At 52.3% G+C, this 16,821-nt stretch carries 19 protein-coding genes; 8 read left to right on the top strand and 11 right to left on the bottom strand.

Annotated features, from left to right (window positions below; genetic code table 11):
* The 3 genes from BFF42_RS26725 to BFF42_RS26715 form a co-directional block, all read right to left on the bottom strand.
* A partial coding sequence (locus tag BFF42_RS26725; protein WP_047664789.1) for an IS1 family transposase occupies nucleotides 1-165 on the bottom strand: 165 nt, incomplete at its 3' end.
* 202 nt (nucleotides 166-367) lie between these two features.
* On the bottom strand, nucleotides 368-1,252 hold the full coding sequence (tsx, locus tag BFF42_RS26720; RefSeq protein ID WP_004981149.1) for a nucleoside-specific channel-forming protein Tsx: 885 nt from the start codon (nucleotides 1,250-1,252) through the stop codon (nucleotides 368-370).
* A gap of 298 nt (nucleotides 1,253-1,550) precedes the next feature.
* Nucleotides 1,551-2,090, bottom strand: a complete 540-nt coding sequence (locus BFF42_RS26715; protein ID WP_024258558.1) for a SadB/YajI family lipoprotein — start codon at nucleotides 2,088-2,090, stop codon at nucleotides 1,551-1,553.
* Nucleotides 2,091-2,240: 150 nt separating this feature from the next.
* On the opposite strand from BFF42_RS26715, the gene nrdR reads away from it, so the two are divergent.
* The 6 genes from nrdR (at nucleotide 2,241) to pgpA (ending at nucleotide 6,346) form a co-directional block, all read left to right on the top strand.
* Complete coding sequence (gene nrdR / locus BFF42_RS26710) at nucleotides 2,241-2,690, top strand: transcriptional regulator NrdR (protein WP_000543540.1); 450 nt, start codon at nucleotides 2,241-2,243, stop codon at nucleotides 2,688-2,690.
* Between the two features lie 3 nt (nucleotides 2,691-2,693).
* On the top strand, nucleotides 2,694-3,797 hold the full coding sequence (gene ribD, locus BFF42_RS26705; RefSeq protein ID WP_001150464.1) for a bifunctional diaminohydroxyphosphoribosylaminopyrimidine deaminase/5-amino-6-(5-phosphoribosylamino)uracil reductase RibD: 1,104 nt from the start codon (nucleotides 2,694-2,696) through the stop codon (nucleotides 3,795-3,797).
* Between the two features lie 88 nt (nucleotides 3,798-3,885).
* A complete protein-coding gene (gene ribH, locus BFF42_RS26700) occupies nucleotides 3,886-4,356 on the top strand; it encodes a 6,7-dimethyl-8-ribityllumazine synthase (protein WP_001021161.1) in 471 nt (156 codons plus the stop codon).
* A 19-nt stretch (nucleotides 4,357-4,375) separates the two neighbouring features.
* Complete coding sequence (gene nusB / locus BFF42_RS26695) at nucleotides 4,376-4,795, top strand: transcription antitermination factor NusB (RefSeq protein ID WP_000801125.1); 420 nt, start codon at nucleotides 4,376-4,378, stop codon at nucleotides 4,793-4,795.
* 77 nt (nucleotides 4,796-4,872) lie between these two features.
* Nucleotides 4,873-5,850, top strand: coding sequence for a thiamine-phosphate kinase (gene thiL, locus BFF42_RS26690; RefSeq protein ID WP_000742109.1), 978 nt, complete (start codon nucleotides 4,873-4,875; stop codon nucleotides 5,848-5,850).
* Entirely contained in the window at nucleotides 5,828-6,346 is a 519-nt protein-coding gene (gene pgpA / locus BFF42_RS26685) for a phosphatidylglycerophosphatase A (RefSeq protein WP_000154044.1), read from the top strand. The genes thiL and pgpA overlap by 23 nt, the downstream gene beginning before the upstream one ends.
* A gap of 53 nt (nucleotides 6,347-6,399) precedes the next feature.
* Here the strand turns inward: pgpA and yajO are convergent, their stop codons facing one another.
* The 4 genes from yajO to xseB are packed head-to-tail and all read right to left on the bottom strand — an operon-like array spanning nucleotide 6,400 to nucleotide 10,457.
* Nucleotides 6,400-7,374, bottom strand: a complete 975-nt coding sequence (gene yajO, locus BFF42_RS26680; RefSeq protein ID WP_001199800.1) for a 1-deoxyxylulose-5-phosphate synthase YajO — start codon at nucleotides 7,372-7,374, stop codon at nucleotides 6,400-6,402.
* A 54-nt stretch (nucleotides 7,375-7,428) separates the two neighbouring features.
* Nucleotides 7,429-9,291: a 1-deoxy-D-xylulose-5-phosphate synthase gene (gene dxs / locus BFF42_RS26675; RefSeq protein WP_000006815.1), complete on the bottom strand. Its 1,863-nt coding sequence runs from the start codon at nucleotides 9,289-9,291 to the stop codon at nucleotides 7,429-7,431.
* A 24-nt stretch (nucleotides 9,292-9,315) separates the two neighbouring features.
* Nucleotides 9,316-10,215 carry a (2E,6E)-farnesyl diphosphate synthase gene (gene ispA, locus BFF42_RS26670; protein WP_000347217.1) on the bottom strand — a complete coding sequence of 300 codons (900 nt, stop codon included), beginning with the start codon at nucleotides 10,213-10,215 and terminating at the stop codon, nucleotides 9,316-9,318.
* A complete protein-coding gene (gene xseB / locus BFF42_RS26665) occupies nucleotides 10,215-10,457 on the bottom strand; it encodes an exodeoxyribonuclease VII small subunit (protein ID WP_001124935.1) in 243 nt (80 codons plus the stop codon). Before xseB ends, ispA begins: the two co-directional genes overlap by 1 nt.
* A 205-nt stretch (nucleotides 10,458-10,662) precedes the next feature.
* Between xseB and thiI the strand changes: the two genes are divergently transcribed.
* Complete coding sequence (gene thiI, locus BFF42_RS26660; protein WP_039059007.1) at nucleotides 10,663-12,111, top strand: tRNA uracil 4-sulfurtransferase ThiI; 1,449 nt, start codon at nucleotides 10,663-10,665, stop codon at nucleotides 12,109-12,111.
* 53 nt (nucleotides 12,112-12,164) lie between these two features.
* Here thiI and yajL read toward each other — a convergent pair whose 3' ends face one another.
* Both yajL and panE read right to left on the bottom strand, forming a co-directional pair.
* On the bottom strand, nucleotides 12,165-12,755 hold the full coding sequence (gene yajL, locus BFF42_RS26655; protein WP_001276309.1) for a protein deglycase YajL: 591 nt from the start codon (nucleotides 12,753-12,755) through the stop codon (nucleotides 12,165-12,167).
* Nucleotides 12,718-13,629 (bottom strand): 2-dehydropantoate 2-reductase, encoded by a 912-nt coding sequence (gene panE, locus BFF42_RS26650; RefSeq protein ID WP_000705867.1) that lies wholly within the window; start codon nucleotides 13,627-13,629, stop codon nucleotides 12,718-12,720. Before panE ends, yajL begins: the two co-directional genes overlap by 38 nt.
* Nucleotides 13,630-13,796: 167 nt before the next feature.
* Here panE and yajQ point away from each other — a divergent pair, with 167 nt between their 5' ends.
* On the top strand, nucleotides 13,797-14,288 hold the full coding sequence (gene yajQ, locus BFF42_RS26645) for a nucleotide binding protein YajQ (RefSeq protein ID WP_001138904.1): 492 nt from the start codon (nucleotides 13,797-13,799) through the stop codon (nucleotides 14,286-14,288).
* A 127-nt stretch (nucleotides 14,289-14,415) separates the two neighbouring features.
* Here the strand turns inward: yajQ and BFF42_RS26640 are convergent, their stop codons facing one another.
* A complete protein-coding gene (locus BFF42_RS26640; RefSeq protein ID WP_001000952.1) occupies nucleotides 14,416-15,780 on the bottom strand; it encodes an MFS transporter in 1,365 nt (454 codons plus the stop codon).
* A gap of 148 nt (nucleotides 15,781-15,928) precedes the next feature.
* Nucleotides 15,929-16,819 carry a heme o synthase gene (cyoE, locus tag BFF42_RS26635; RefSeq protein WP_000971349.1) on the bottom strand — a complete coding sequence of 297 codons (891 nt, stop codon included), beginning with the start codon at nucleotides 16,817-16,819 and terminating at the stop codon, nucleotides 15,929-15,931.
* Nucleotides 16,820-16,821: the final 2 nt, after the last annotated feature.

Here is a 16,821-nt window from a genome sequence, read left to right as displayed (position 1 = left end):
TTTCTGGTGCGTACCGGGCTGAGAGGCGGTGTAAGTGAACTGTAGTTGCCATGTTTTACGGCAATGAGAGCAGAGATAGCGCTGATGTCCGGCAGTGCTTTTGCCGTTACGCACCACGCCTTCAGTAGCGGAGCAGGAAGGGCATCTGATGGAAATGGAAGCCACGCAAGCACCTTAAAATCACCATCATACACTAAATCAGTAAGTTGGCAGCATTACCGCTTATCAGGCCTACGTTATTTCAGCAATATATTGAATTTACGTGCTTTTGTGGGCCGGACAAAGCGTTTACGCCGCATCCGGCATGAACAAAGCTCACGTTGTTAACAATCAGAAATGCCGGGAATAAATCCCGGCATTTTCATAATCAGAAGTTGTAACCTACTACCAGGTAACCACCCCAGCCGGTAGAGCGAACGTTGAAGTTGCCGTTGCCGAAGTTCAGTTCTGCATCGTCGTTCCACTGACCACCGTCGTGCCAGTAACGAGCTACGACAGAGTAGTGCCAGTGATCGTAGTTCAGAGCCAGAATATGGCTGGAAGCGATAGAGTTATTAGTACGGGTCTTAATACCGTTGATTGCGTTACCGCTGTCATCCCCTAAATCGGAACCCCAGTCGAAGTTGGTGAAGCCGATGTAGCTCAGCTGACCGCCCCACAGATCGGTAATCGGCACAAAGTATTTAATTTTGAAACGGTAACCGTCCCACTCGTTTTCGTTCGCTGCGCCATAGTTCTGCCACTGGTATTTCGCATAGACGTTCATGGACAGGCTCATCGGCAGACCAGTATCGATGTCGGTACCCAGACCCATGTACCAGGTGCTCTGGCGACCATTTTTATTACGACCCATGTCGTAAATGTAGTTGTTCGCGAAGTACCACTCTTTGAACGGACCGAAGTTAAGGTCAGTATTGGTCAGCTTGTCGATGGAGAAACGTGGTTCGATTTCCATAAACAGCGGAGAACCGTGGTTCCAGATACCTTTAGCATCGGAGTTACCGCCGAAGAATACCGGCGCATCCGCATAACCATAGAAGTCGAACCAGTCTTTTTTAGCGAATGCTTCGTACTCAAGGTAGGTATCGTTGCGGATCTGCGGTCCGAAACGGGTGTGATAGCTTCCGACAACGTTAACGCTCTGGTGCCACCAGTCGGAAAGATACTGCGGTTTGTCGTTTTCAGCTGCGTTGACAGTAAAAGACGAAGAGAGCGCCAGTACCGCACCGGCTGCCAGTAATGTTTTTTTCATATGTATGCCACTGTTTGAAAATCCCTTGCGGGAGTGAAAAAGGCGCAAATTGCGTTTCTAAATATTTCGTATACAGAGGAGCCTATTATAAAAATCATTGCTCACAAAAATATGTTTCGTTTCACAGTTCTATCATTTACGTAATCGATTGCGTTCACGTTTACACACATTCGGGCGGGGATTGTACTGACTTTCGCCCTTGTTGCAAACTTTTACTATCAATCCAGGTGATGTAAGCAGAGTAACAAAATGACGGGGAAAGATGTTGCGGGACGCACAAAATCGTCCCGAAATACGTTTACTGCATAACAGGTTGAATGTCGTGGATACGTACAAAGCCTAACTGATCCACAGAAATCCCCTTTAATTGTAACGGAATATCAACATCGCTGGGGGCGAGGACGCTGGCAGGGGCATTAATCAATTGATTCTGCACATTGATTTCCTGAAAGTTGTCTATTGTTCCCTGAATTTGCCCATATTCAACAGTTCCGCTGAATGCGGGCAAGGGATCATTCGACTCACCCTGAATACGTAGTGTAAGGGGGGTGCCATCTGTATCAGGCGTAATATTCACCAGCGACATACGTAAAGTACCGATCTGGCTTTCCAGTCTTGCCGGTGTTTTCGCTCCAGGCAGAAGGTAACCCCCACTGCTGGATTTTGCATTCAGCCTGTTTTGCTGAGTGATTTTGACTGTTTCTTGATTGAGTTGCGTCATCTCCTGGTTCAGCGTGCTGACGCTGTGTTTCATCTGTCGCACTTCACTTTGCTGCACACAGGCGCTAAGGCTGAACAGGCTTCCCAGCAGGAGCAGTCGAAAAACGTTAGTATTCATAGGTCGTCCCTTTCTCGTCGCAATTAGCCTAATGGTAGAGGGTAAAAGCAGCGAAAGCATCGATCCTTTATCTCAAAAGCGTTGCGCCTTTGTTGTATCGTCAGTTCAGGGTAAAATAGATTTCCGTTAACCACCTGGTCAGGACGCCGTATGCATTGCCCATTCTGTTTCGCCGTGGACACTAAGGTAATTGACTCTCGTCTCGTGGGCGGGGGTTCATCCGTACGCCGCCGTCGGCAGTGTCTGGTGTGTAATGAACGTTTCACCACCTTTGAAGTGGCGGAGCTGGTTATGCCGCGTGTTGTAAAAAGCAACGACGTGCGTGAACCGTTTAATGAAGAGAAATTGCGTAGCGGAATGCTGCGGGCGCTGGAAAAACGTCCGGTGAGTTCCGATGACGTTGAAATGGCAATCAATCATATTAAATCGCAGCTGCGCGCCACCGGTGAGCGCGAAGTACCGAGCAAGATGATTGGCAATCTGGTGATGGAGCAATTGAAAAAGCTCGATAAAGTCGCCTATATCCGTTTTGCCTCTGTCTACCGCAGTTTCGAAGATATCAAAGAATTTGGCGAAGAGATCGCGCGCCTGGAGGACTAAGCCGTGCAGGACGAGTATTACATGGCGCGGGCGCTAAAGCTGGCGCAACGAGGACGTTTTACCACCCACCCCAACCCAAATGTCGGGTGCGTCATTGTCAAAGATGGCGAAATTGTCGGTGAAGGTTACCATCAACGAGCGGGTGAACCACATGCCGAAGTACACGCGTTGCGTATGGCGGGTGAAAAAGCCAAAGGTGCAACGGCGTATGTGACACTCGAACCTTGCAGCCATCACGGCCGTACGCCGCCTTGCTGTGATGCTTTAATTGCCGCAGGTGTGGCGCGCGTGGTTGCCTCGATGCAAGATCCTAACCCGCAGGTCGCTGGGCGTGGACTTTACCGTCTGCAACAGGCTGGCATTGACGTCAGCCACGGCCTGATGATGAGTGAAGCCGAGCAATTGAATAAAGGCTTTCTCAAGCGGATGCGCACCGGCTTTCCTTATATTCAGTTAAAACTTGGCGCATCGCTTGATGGTCGCACGGCGATGGCGAGCGGCGAAAGCCAGTGGATCACTTCGCCCCAGGCGCGGCGTGATGTACAACGACTGCGCGCGCAAAGTCATGCCATTTTAACCAGCAGCGCCACGGTGCTGGCGGATGATCCTGCCTTAACGGTGCGTTGGTCCGAACTGGATGAACAAACTCAGGCGCTCTACCCGCAACAAAATCTCCGCCAGCCGGTACGTATTGTGATTGATAGCCAAAATCGCGTGACGCCGGAACATCACATTGTGCAGCAGCCCGGCGAAACCTGGTTCGCGCGTACGCAGGAAGATTCTCGTGAGTGGCCGGAAACGGTGCGTACCTTGCTGATTCCAGAGCATAAAGGTCATCTGGATCTGGTTGTACTGATGATGCAACTGGGTAAACAGCAGATTAACAGCATCTGGGTGGAAGCGGGGCCAACGCTCGCTGGCGCATTGCTGCAGGCGGGTTTAGTCGATGAGCTGATTGTCTATATCGCACCTAAACTATTAGGCAGCGACGCCCGTGGATTATGCACCCTGCCAGGGCTTGAGAAATTAGCCGACGCCCCCCAATTTAAATTCAAAGAGATACGTCATGTAGGCCCGGATGTTTGCCTGCATTTAGTGGGTGCATGATCTCCCGGCTCGAAAGGGAAGCAGCGCACGAAATATTATGCTAAAATCCGCCCCCCTGCGGGGCCATACTCGAACCCGAAGGAAGAAAATGAACATTATTGAAGCTAACGTTGCTACCCCGGACGCTCGCGTCGCCATCACCATCGCGCGTTTCAACAACTTTATCAATGACAGCCTGCTGGAAGGTGCAATTGACGCACTGAAACGTATCGGTCAGGTAAAAGATGAAAACATTACCGTTGTTTGGGTGCCTGGTGCCTATGAGCTGCCGCTGGCGGCGGGTGCACTGGCTAAAACCGGTAAATACGACGCGGTGATTGCGCTGGGTACGGTTATTCGTGGTGGCACTGCCCATTTTGAATATGTCGCTGGTGGTGCAAGCAACGGCCTGGCGCATGTTGCCCAGGACAGCGAAATTCCGGTTGCTTTTGGGGTTCTGACCACTGAAAGCATTGAACAAGCGATCGAACGTGCTGGCACCAAAGCTGGCAACAAAGGTGCAGAAGCTGCACTGACCGCGCTTGAAATGATTAATGTATTGAAAGCCATCAAGGCCTGAAATTAGTAAGGGGAAATCCGTGAAACCTGCTGCTCGTCGCCGCGCTCGTGAGTGTGCCGTCCAGGCGCTCTACTCCTGGCAGTTGTCCCAGAACGACATCGCTGATGTTGAATACCAGTTCCTGGCTGAACAGGATGTAAAAGACGTTGACGTCCTGTACTTCCGTGAGCTGCTGGCCGGGGTGGCGACTAATACCGCATACCTCGACGGACTGATGAAGCCATACCTGTCCCGTCTGCTGGAAGAACTGGGACAGGTAGAAAAAGCAGTACTGCGCATTGCGCTGTACGAACTGTCTAAACGTAGCGATGTGCCATACAAAGTGGCCATTAACGAAGCGATCGAACTGGCGAAATCGTTCGGCGCAGAAGACAGCCATAAGTTCGTCAACGGTGTACTCGATAAAGCAGCACCTGTGATTCGCCCTAACAAAAAGTAATATCCAGGCCGGTAGATTCACGGAAGACCGTTCCATGATCGCCGGCCTTTTCTTTTTTACCTGCTGAGGCATAACGTATGGCATGTGGCGAGTTCTCCCTGATTGCCCGTTATTTTGACCGTGTAAGAAGTTCTCGTCTTGATGTCGAACTGGGCATCGGCGACGATTGCGCACTTCTCAATATCCCCGAGAAACAGACCCTGGCGATCAGCACTGATACGCTGGTGGCGGGCAACCACTTCCTCCCTGATATCGATCCTGCTGATCTGGCGTATAAAGCACTGGCGGTGAACCTAAGCGATCTGGCAGCGATGGGGGCCGATCCGGCCTGGCTGACGCTGGCATTAACCTTGCCGGACGTAGACGAAGCGTGGCTTGAGTCCTTCAGCGACAGTTTGTTTGATCTTCTCAATTATTACGATATGCAACTCATTGGCGGCGATACCACGCGTGGGCCATTATCAATGACGTTGGGTATCCACGGCTTTGTTCCGATGGGACGAGCCTTAACGCGCTCTGGGGCGAAACCGGGTGACTGGATCTATGTGACCGGTACACCGGGCGATAGCGCCGCCGGGCTGGCGATTTTGCAAAACCGTTTGCAGGTTGCCGATGCTAAAGATGCGGACTACTTGATCAAACGTCATCTCCGTCCATCGCCGCGTATTTTACAGGGGCAGGCACTGCGCGATCTAGCAAATTCAGCTATCGATCTCTCTGACGGTCTGATTTCCGATCTCGGGCATATCGTGAAAGCCAGCGACTGCGGCGCACGTATTGACCTGGCATTGCTGCCGTTTTCTGATGCGCTTTCTCGCCATGTTGAACCGGAACAGGCGCTGCGCTGGGCGCTCTCTGGCGGTGAAGATTACGAGTTGTGTTTCACGGTGCCGGAACTGAACCGTGGAGCGCTGGATGTGGCTCTCGGACACCTGGGCGTACCGTTTACCTGTATCGGGCAAATGACCGCCGATATCGAAGGGCTTTGTTTTATTCGTGACGGTGAACCTGTTACGTTAGACTGGAAAGGATATGACCATTTTGCCACGCCATAAAGATGTCGCGAAAAGTCGCCTGAAGATGAGTAATCCGTGGCATCTACTTGCTGTCGGATTCGGAAGTGGATTAAGCCCGATCGTTCCTGGGACGATGGGCTCGCTGGCAGCGATTCCGTTCTGGTATCTGATGACCTTTTTGCCCTGGCAGCTCTACTCGCTGGTGGTGATGCTGGGGATCTGTATCGGCGTCTATCTTTGTCATCAGACCGCAAAAGATATGGGCGTGCACGATCACGGCAGCATTGTTTGGGACGAATTTATTGGTATGTGGATCACGCTCATGGCGCTGCCGACCAATGACTGGCAGTGGGTTGCCGCCGGGTTTGTGATTTTCCGTATTCTGGATATGTGGAAACCGTGGCCGATCCGCTGGTTTGATCGCAATGTGCATGGCGGCATGGGGATCATGATAGATGATATTGTCGCCGGGGTGATCTCCGCTGGCATCCTGTACTTTATTGGTCATCACTGGCCGCTGGGCATTCTGTCGTAGTTGTGCACCGATGCCTGATGTGACGCTTGTTGCGTCTCATCAGGCCTGGACTCTTATTTAAATCCTACTACCGGATGCGGTTTATACGGCGTTTCCAGTTCGGCAATCTGTTCCGGCTTCAAAGTGATATCCACCGCGTTCAATAGCTCATCAAGCTGTTCTTCCCGCGATGTACCGATAATCGGTGCGGCAATGCCCGGTTTACTCAACAACCAAGCCAGCGCAACTTGTGCTCGTGTTGCACCGAGTTCTTCACTGACGCCCGTTAACCGCTCTGCGATCTGCGCGTCATTTTCATCGCTTTCTTTATAGAGATTTTTCCCCACCTCATCAGACACCAGTCGTGCGGTAGTTTCTCCCCACGGACGCGTCAGTCGCCCCCGCGCCAGCGGGCTCCACGGAATCACCGCCACGCCCTCCTGATAACACAGTGGCAGCATCTCGCGCTCTTCTTCGCGATAAATCAGATTGTAGTGATCCTGCATACTGACAAACTGCGCCCAGCCGTGCTGTTTTTGGAGTTCCAGTGCCTGAGCAAACTGCGAAGCGTGCATTGATGACGCGCCGATATAACGCGCTTTCCCGGCTTTTACCACGTCGTTCAGGGCTTCCAGCGTCTCTTCGATCGGCGTGTTGTAATCCCAGCGATGAATTTGCAGGATATCGACATAATCCATGCCGAGACGTCGCAGGCTGTCGTCGATAGAGCGCAAAATTTGTGCACGGGATAATCCTTCCGGTAAATCACCAACGCGATGGAACACTTTGGTGGCAACGACCACGTCTTCACGACGGGCGAAATCCCGCAGTGCGCGACCAACGATCTCTTCGCTGCTACCATCGGAATAGCTATTGGCGGTATCAAAGAAATTTATGCCGCCTTCCAGTGCGCGTTTAATTATGGGACGGCTGCTCTCTTCCGGCAGTGTCCATGCGTGATTACCACGATCTGGCTCGCCAAAGGTCATACAGCCGAGGCAAAGTCGGGAAACGCGAAGGTCGGTTTTTCCTAAGGGGTTGTATTGCATGCTGCCACTCCTGCCATGAATAATTTCTTAAGCATAGCAGGAGTGGAGTAGGGATTATGCCAGCCAGGCCTTGATTTTGGCTTCCATACCGGCGGCATCGAGGCCGAGTTCGGCGCGCATTTCTTCCTGCGTTCCTTGCGGAATAAAGAAGTCAGGCAGGCCAATGTTCAGCACGGGGACTGGTTTACGATGGGCCATTAGCACTTCGTTCACTCCGCTACCTGCACCGCCCATAATGGCGTTTTCTTCTACGGTAACCAGTGCTTCATGACTGGCGGCCATTTCCAGAATTAACGCTTCATCAAGCGGTTTCACAAAACGCATATCGACCAGCGTGGCGTTCAGCGATTCGGCGACTTTCGCCGCTTCTGGCATCAGCGTACCAAAGTTAAGGATCGCCAGTTTCTCGCCACGACGCTTCACAATGCCTTTGCCAATTGGTAGTTTTTCCAGCGGCGTCAGTTCCACGCCGACCGCGTTGCCACGCGGGTAGCGCACCGCTGACGGGCCATCGTTATAGTGATAGCCGGTATAGAGCATCTGGCGACATTCGTTTTCATCGCTCGGGGTCATAATGACCATTTCCGGTATGCAGCGCAGGTAAGAGAGATCAAAAGCACCCTGATGGGTTTGACCGTCAGCACCAACAATGCCCGCGCGGTCGATGGCGAACAGGACCGGAAGCTTTTGAATTGCCACGTCATGCAGCACCTGATCATAGGCGCGTTGCAGGAAAGTGGAGTAGATCGCGACAATGGGTTTGTACCCACCAATCGCCAGACCGGCGGCAAAGGTCACTGCGTGTTGCTCGGCAATTGCCACGTCGAAGTAGCGATCCGGGAATTTACGAGAAAACTCGACCATGCCGGAACCTTCACGCATCGCCGGAGTAATCGCCATCAGCTTGTTATCTTTCGCCGCCGTTTCGCACAACCAGTCGCCAAAGATTTTTGAATAGCTCGGTAAACCGCCGCTACTTTTCGGCAAACAACCGCTGGAGGGATCAAATTTAGGCACGGCGTGGAAAGTGATTGGGTCTTTTTCTGCCGGTTCATAACCACGACCTTTTTTGGTCATGATATGCAGGAACTGCGGGCCTTTCAGGTCACGCATGTTCTTCAGCGTGGTGATAAGCCCCAGCACATCGTGACCGTCAACCGGGCCGATGTAGTTAAAGCCCAGCTCTTCAAACAACGTGCCAGGGACTACCATGCCTTTAATATGTTCTTCGGTACGTTTGAGCAGCTCTTTAATGGGTGGCACGCCAGAGAAAACTTTTTTCCCGCCTTCGCGCAGTGAAGAGTAAAGCTTACCGGAAAGCAGCTGCGCCAGATGGTTGTTGAGCGCGCCGACATTTTCGGAAATCGACATTTCGTTGTCGTTGAGGACCACCAGCATATCAGGACGGATATCGCCCGCGTGATTCATCGCTTCAAACGCCATGCCTGCGGTAATCGCGCCATCGCCGATTACACAGACGGTACGGCGATTTTTGCCTTCTTTCTCGGCAGCAACCGCAATACCAATTCCGGCACTGATGGAGGTTGATGAATGCCCGACGCTTAATACGTCATATTCGCTTTCGCCGCGCCACGGGAACGGGTGCAGGCCGCCTTTCTGACGGATGGTGCCGATTTTGTCGCGGCGTCCGGTCAAAATTTTATGCGGATAAGCCTGATGCCCCACATCCCAAATCAATTGGTCAAACGGGGTGTTGTAGACATAGTGCAGCGCCACGGTCAGTTCGACCGTGCCCAGCCCGGAGGCGAAGTGCCCGCTGGAACGGCTCACGCTGTCGAGTAAATAGCGGCGCAGTTCGTCGCAGAGTTTCGGTAAACTCTCTTTCGGCAACAGTCGTAACTCCTGGGTGGAGTCGACCAGTGCCAGGGTCGGGTATTTGGCAATATCAAAACTCATCAGGGGCCTATTAATACTTATTGTTTATTTATTACGCTGGATGATGTAGTCCGCTAGCGCTTCCAGTGCCGAGGTATCGAGTGACTGTTCAGCCAGTTGTTTCAGCGACTGACGGGCATCGTCGATCAGATCCCGGGCTTTCTTCCGGGCTTGCTCAAGACCCAGAAGTGCAGGGTAGGTACTTTTACCAAGTTGCTGGTCGGCACCCTGGCGTTTTCCCAACGTTGCAGTATCTCCTACCACATCCAGGATGTCATCCTGAACCTGGAAGGCAAGGCCGATGCTCTCTGCGTACTTGTCGAGTACTGGCAGAGCACGACGCCCTTTATCTCCGGCGCTTAATGCACCAAGGCGAACGGCGGCGCGAATCAATGCGCCGGTTTTATGACGATGAATACGCTCAAGCGCGTCCAGAGGTACGTGTTTGCCTTCCGCGTCTAAATCTAATGCCTGACCACCGCACATTCCGGCAATACCGCTGGCGCTCGCCAGTTCAGAAATCATCGAAATTCTGTCGCGATCCGACACTTCCGGCATATCAGCATCGCTTAAAATCGAGAACGCCAGCGTTTGTAAAGCGTCGCCAGCGAGAATCGCGTTTGCTTCTCCAAACTTCACATGGCAGGTCGGCAAACCGCGACGCAGATCGTCATCATCCATCGCCGGTAAATCATCATGAATTAATGAGTAAGCGTGGATACACTCTACGGCGGCAGCGGGTGCGTCCAGCGTGTTTGTGCTAACGCCAAACATATGACCGGTGGCATAAACCAGGAAGGGTCGCAGACGCTTACCACCTAATAATGCGCCATACTGCATGGTTTCGACCACGGGAGTGTTCTGAAAGGGCAGTGGGGCGATAAAACGGCTCAGCGCCTGGTTGGCCTGCTTAACGCAGGCTTCGAGTTGCTGCGGAAAGTCCATTACTCATTGTCCGGTGTAAAAGGGGTTAGAGAGGCGTCTTCATTGTCAGACAGCAGAATTTGTACGCGCTGTTCGGCTTGTTGTAATTTGGCCTGCCCCTGACGTGCCAGCTGCACGCCGCGTTCGAACTCGTTCAGCGCCTCTTCCAGCGGCAGGTCGCCACTTTCCAGACGGGTTACAATCTGTTCCAGCTCGCTCAGCGCCTTTTCAAAGCTGGCGGGAGCCTCATTTTTCTTCGGCATAATGAATGTCTGACTCTCAATATTTTTCGCCCCGTCATGGTAACGGACTCAGGGCAAATAGCAAATAACGCGCAATGGTAAGGTGATGTGCGCAGCAAAGCGATGTTAGTGGTATACTTCCGCGCCTGGATGCAGCCGCAGGTGTGGGCTGCTGTATTTTTCCCTATACAAGTCGCTTAAGGCTTGCCAACGAACCATTGCCGCCATGAAGTTTATCATTAAATTGTTCCCGGAAATCACCATCAAAAGCCAATCTGTGCGCTTGCGCTTTATAAAAATCCTTACCGGGAACATTCGTAACGTTTTAAAGCACTATGATGAGACGCTCGCTGTCGTCCGCCACTGGGATAACATCGAAGTTCGCGCAAAAGATGAAAACCAGCGTCTGGCTATTCGCGACGCCCTGACCCGTATTCCGGGTATCCACCATATTCTCGAAGTCGAAGACGTGCCGTTTACCGACATGCACGATATTTTTGAGAAAGCGTTGGTTCAGTATCGCGATCAGCTGGAAGGCAAAACCTTCTGCGTACGCGTGAAGCGCCGTGGCAAACATGATTTTAGCTCGATTGATGTGGAACGTTACGTCGGCGGCGGTTTAAATCAGCATATTGAGTCCGCGCGCGTGAAGCTGACCAATCCGGAAGTGACTGTCCATCTGGAAGTGGAAGACGATCGTCTCCTGCTGATTAAAGGCCGCTACGAAGGTATTGGCGGTTTCCCGATCGGCACCCAGGAAGATGTGCTGTCGCTCATTTCCGGTGGTTTCGACTCCGGTGTTTCCAGTTATATGTTGATGCGTCGCGGCTGCCGCGTGCATTACTGTTTCTTTAACCTTGGCGGCGCGGCGCATGAAATTGGCGTGCGTCAGGTGGCGCATTATCTGTGGAACCGTTTTGGCAGCTCCCACCGCGTGCGTTTTGTCGCTATTAATTTCGAACCGGTCGTCGGGGAAATTCTCGAGAAAATCGACGACGGTCAGATGGGCGTTATCCTCAAACGTATGATGGTGCGTGCCGCGTCTAAAGTGGCTGAACGTTACGGCGTACAGGCGCTGGTCACCGGCGAAGCGCTCGGCCAGGTGTCCAGTCAGACGCTGACCAACCTGCGCCTGATTGATAACGTCTCCGATACGCTGATCCTGCGTCCGCTGATTTCTTACGACAAAGAGCACATCATCAACCTGGCTCGCCAGATTGGCACCGAAGACTTTGCTCGCACGATGCCGGAATATTGCGGTGTTATCTCCAAAAGCCCGACGGTGAAAGCGGTTAAGTCGAAGATTGAAGCGGAAGAAGAGAAATTCGACTTCAGCATTCTCGATAAAGTGGTTGAAGAAGCGAATAACGTTGATATCCGCGAAATCGCCCAGCAGACCGAGCAGGAAGTGGTGGAAGTGGAAACCGTCAATGGCTTCGGCTCGAACGACGTGATCCTCGATATCCGTTCTATCGATGAACAGGAAGATAAGCCACTGAAAGTCGAAGGGATTGATGTAGTTTCTCTGCCGTTCTATAAACTGAGCACCAAGTTTGGCGATCTCGACCAGAACAGAACCTGGCTACTGTGGTGTGAGCGCGGGGTGATGAGCCGTCTGCAGGCGCTCTATCTGCGCGAGCAGGGCTTTAACAATGTGAAGGTATATCGCCCGTAATTTGTGGTTGTAACGTCGCATCTGGTCAGATGCGACGCTTACCGCATCCGACACTACTCGTAATAATTATAAATCCCTGCCGCCATCACCAGTTGTGATGCCACTTCATGGGCTTTCTCGCGCCCAACCAGCAGGTCGATAATTTTCAGACCAAAGTCGATAGCTGTCCCCGGCCCCTGGCTGGTCAGCAATTTTACCCGTGCATCCCAGACGACGCGCTTGTCCTGCCATTGTTCAGCGGGAATTTTGTCTTTCAGCGTCGGGAAGCCGGTCATATTACCAATCGGGAAGATATCGTGCGGCACCAGCACGGTGGCTGGCGCGGCGCAAATAGCCGCGACGATACGCCCGGAACGGTGGAACTGTTTAACGGTTTCAACCAGCAGAGTGCTATCGCGAAAACACTCTGCGCCTTTAATGCCACCAGGCAGTACGATCACGTCATATTCGCCATCAGCCACCTCGACCAGCGGCGCATCCGCCAGCAGCTTCACGCCGCGCGAGCAGGTAATTGCCAGGTTGCCATCGCTGGCTACGCTGGCAGTGGTGACTTTGATACCGCCGCGAACCAAGAGGTCGATCGTGGTGACGGCTTCAGTCTCTTCACTACCAGGGGCGAGGCAAACCAGTGCCGATGCGCTCATATTCACTCTCCTTTCTTTTTACCATTTCAAACAGGCGGGTGTTTTCCGGTACGGCAATCCCATGCGCGCGGGCGCGGCGTAAGAGAAAACCATTGATATAGTCGATTTCGGTGTGGCGCAGCGCGCGGATATCCTGCAACATCGACGAGATATTTTCCGCTGTGGCATCAATCACCTGCATCACGTAATGACGCAAATCTTCCGCTGAAGTATGATGCCCTTCGCGTTCGATCACTGCCGCGACTTCTTCGCATATTTGCATAATTTCTTGCGGATGATGACGTAATTCACCGTTCGGGCAATTCCAGATGGCGGTCAGTGGATTAATCACGCAGTTGACTGCCAGCTTGCGCCACAGCTCGGCGCGAATATTGTTATGCCAGGCAACGTCAGGCAACACGGTTTGTAAAATATCCGCCAGATAACTGTAATCGCCATCCTGTTGCCGTGCCGGACCAATATGCGTGATACCGTTTGCCACATGAATAATGACATTGCCGTCGCGGCGGGCGGCATGGGTGGTGGTGCCCATCAGTAATGGCTGCTGAATATTTTGCAACTCTTCGATGGTGCCCATGCCGTTGTGAATTAACAGTATTGGCGTGGTTACAGGCAGTGTGGACGCGAGGCTTTTGACGGCATCGGAAACCTGCCATGCTTTCAGCGTCACCAGGAGCAGATCGCTGGTGGCGAGAAAATCGGGATCGTTGGCGGTCAGCGATTCGTTAAATATCGAACCATCTGTCTCAACCAGATTCACACTACAATAAGGTTGCGGTACGCGCAGCCAGCCCTGAACTTCATGACCCTGTTTGCAAAGTGCTGTAAGCCATAATTGCCCTAAGGCACCGCATCCCAATACGGTAATTTTCATTGTTCCTCCTCACCCGCAACCACTCCGGGTGTTCAATAAGGCTATCCCTTAATTGTGCATGCTGTTGCGACTATGCACAATTAAGGGATACGTCCTGGTGCAGGACTGTCGGTTATTTAACTTTGCGGGTATTATGCTTCGCATCAAAAATGAAGGGAGAGGAAAAGATGCCATCTTTCGATATTGTCTCTGAAGTTGATCTTCAGGAAGCACGTAACGCGGTCGATAACGCGAGCCGCGAAGTGGAGTCCCGTTTTGACTTCCGTAACGTTGAAGCCTCATTTGAGCTGAACGACGCCAGCAAAACCATCAAAGTGTTGAGCGAGTCCGATTTCCAGGTCAATCAGTTGCTGGATATTCTGCGTGCCAAGCTGCTGAAGCGCGGCATTGAAGGCAGTTCACTGGATGTACCGGAAAATATCGTTCATAGCGGTAAAACCTGGTTTGTGGAAGCGAAACTGAAGCAGGGCATTGAGAGCGCGACCCAGAAAAAAATCGTCAAGATGATCAAAGACAGCAAACTGAAAGTGCAGGCGCAAATTCAGGGCGATGAGATCCGCGTGACTGGCAAATCTCGTGATGATTTGCAGGCTGTCATGGCGATGGTGCGCGGTGGCGATCTGGGTCAGCCGTTCCAGTTCAAAAACTTCCGCGATTAATCGCGACAACCTGCGCTTTGTTCATGTCAGATGCGGCATGAACGCCTGGTTCGGCCTACAAAGGCTTGTAAATCAGGAGCTTAGTAGACCTGATGAGCGTAGCGCAGCAGGCAATTTCGCCTCGCTTTTATGCCTGGCGAATTGCCTGTTCAACATCAAAGCGATTCGTCACTTTGCTGTCGATTTTCACATAAGCTGAATGTTCTTCTTCTGCAATCAACACTTCTTTGATGCCTTCAGTTTCTAGCAAACGCACTTTTAACGCCTCGTTTGCGGCAATGTTCGCCGGGATTTCAATGCGCAAACTGCTGACATACGCCGGTTCTTTCATGGTACTGGCGACTGCCAGCCACACTGCGGCCAGCATTGCGCCAGCGAGAAATACGCCCTGACCGTCAAACATGCCGTCAATCCAGCCGCCCAGTGAACCGCCAATCGCCACGCCAAGAAACTGGCTGGTGGAGTAAACACCCATCGCTGTACCTTTGTAACCTGCTGGCGACTCTTTACTGATAAGTGAAGGCAGAAGGGCTTCCATCAAATTAAACGCTACAAAGAAAAGCTGCACGCCGACCACCAGTTGCCAGAACTGCGTTTGCGCGTTCCACAACACAATTTCCGCAACCACGATCAACCCGACGCAGAAGACAAAGACTTGCTTCATTTTGCGCTTAACTTCAGCGTAGATAATGAAAGGCACGACCGAGCCAAAGGCGATTAGCATTGTCGCCAGATAGACCTTCCAGTGTTCAGCCGCCGGGAACCCTGCATCAGCCAGTTGTCCGGGCAGGGCAACAAACGTCGACATCAGCAAAATATGCAGACACATAATGCCAAAGTTGAGTTTCAGCAGCCGCGGTTCCGCCAGCACTTTACTGAAACTGCCTTTCACCATTCCGGACTCACGATTAAGTACGTGAGTGCTACTGTTGGGCACAACCCAAATGGTCAACGCAATGCCGGTCGTTGCCAGAATAGCGATCATCCAGAACAGCGCGTGCAGCCCAAGTTTGTGAGTGATGATCGGGCCAAGCACCATCGCAATGGCAAAGGTAATGCCAAAGCTCACGCCGATAAACGCCATTGCTTTGGTGCGGTTTTGTTCGCGCGTGAGATCGGAAAGCAGCGCCATAACGGCAGCGGCAATCGCACCGGAGCCTTGTAGCGCCCGGCCCAGAATAATTCCCCAGATGGAGTCAGAGAGCGCAGCGATAACGCTACCGGCGGCAAACACCGCCAGCCCACCGACAATTAATGGTTTGCGACCAATACGGTCGGAAAGCAGGCCAAACGGAATCTGAAAAACGGCCTGAGTCAGACCATAAATACCAATGGCAATACCGATTAATGCTTCGCTGGCACCTTGCAGAGCCATGCCATACGTGGTCAGAACCGGCAGAACCATAAACATGCCCAGCATGCGCAACGAGAATACGGTCCCTAAACCCCAGGTCGCGCGCCTCTCACCTGGCGTCATTTTATAATCGTTCATTACCACCTCTGTTTTAAATTCGCGACTAGTGTAAAGCGGCAAACGAATGGGGTAAACATGCGGATTTTTTAGTAAATATTTCGAGAGGGATATGTTTCTAATGCTAAGAAAAAAGGTGCCGTAGCACCTTTTTAATAGAGAGGTTTTGTTACCACACAGCAGCCAGCAGCGTATGCGAGTCCGGTACCATAAAATCAACGGACATCATCACCGAGAGGGCAGTGATGGCGATGATAGAGAAGCCGAACAGCTTGCGCGCCCAGATTCTGTCATCAGCAACTTTATAACCGCGCAGAGCCATACCTAACCACCAGACGCTAACCGCCGCGGCGACCACCAGATATTTATATCCAGCGTAACCGCCAAGAGAGAGCATCAGCGTGGCAACGGCAAAGGCGATGATATACAGCGTGATGTGATTCTTCGCCACCGAAATGCCTTTTACCACTGGCAATACCGGAATGTTTGCCGCCTGGTAATCCTTAAAGCGGAAAATGGCGATGGCATAGGAGTGAGGCATCTGCCACAGGCTGAAGATAGCCAGCAGGATCGCTGCGCCGCTATCGAACTCGCCGGTTACTGCACAGTAGCCAATCACCGGCGGCGCAGCGCCGGAGAGCGAACCAATCAATGTGCCGTAGACTGAGTGGCGTTTCATGTACAGGCTATAGACGCCGACATAAACCACAAAGCCCATCACCCCCAGCCAGCAGGCCAGCGGATTCGCGCCAAACCACAGCAGCATAAAGCCAGCAATACCCAGCAAGGTGACGTACACCAGCGAGACAGCAGGAGAGATCAGGCCTTTAACCAGCACCCGATTCTTCGTCCTTTCCATCTTTCTGTCGATATCCCTGTCGATGTAGTTGTTAAACACACAACCCGACGCCACAACCAGTGACACCCCAACCAGCGTGTAGATAAACAGGGGATAATCAATGCTGCCCTTTGAGGCCAGCAGGAATCCCCCAATCACCGAGATCAGGTTGCCAAAGATGATGCCTGGTTTCGTTACTTGCAGGTATTGCTTAAACATCATAA

It is taken from the genome of Shigella sp. FC1661, assembly GCF_001712525.1.
Classification (GTDB): Bacteria; Pseudomonadota; Gammaproteobacteria; order Enterobacterales; family Enterobacteriaceae; genus Escherichia; species Escherichia coli.
This window is presented reverse-complemented; position numbering and strand designations above follow the sequence as displayed.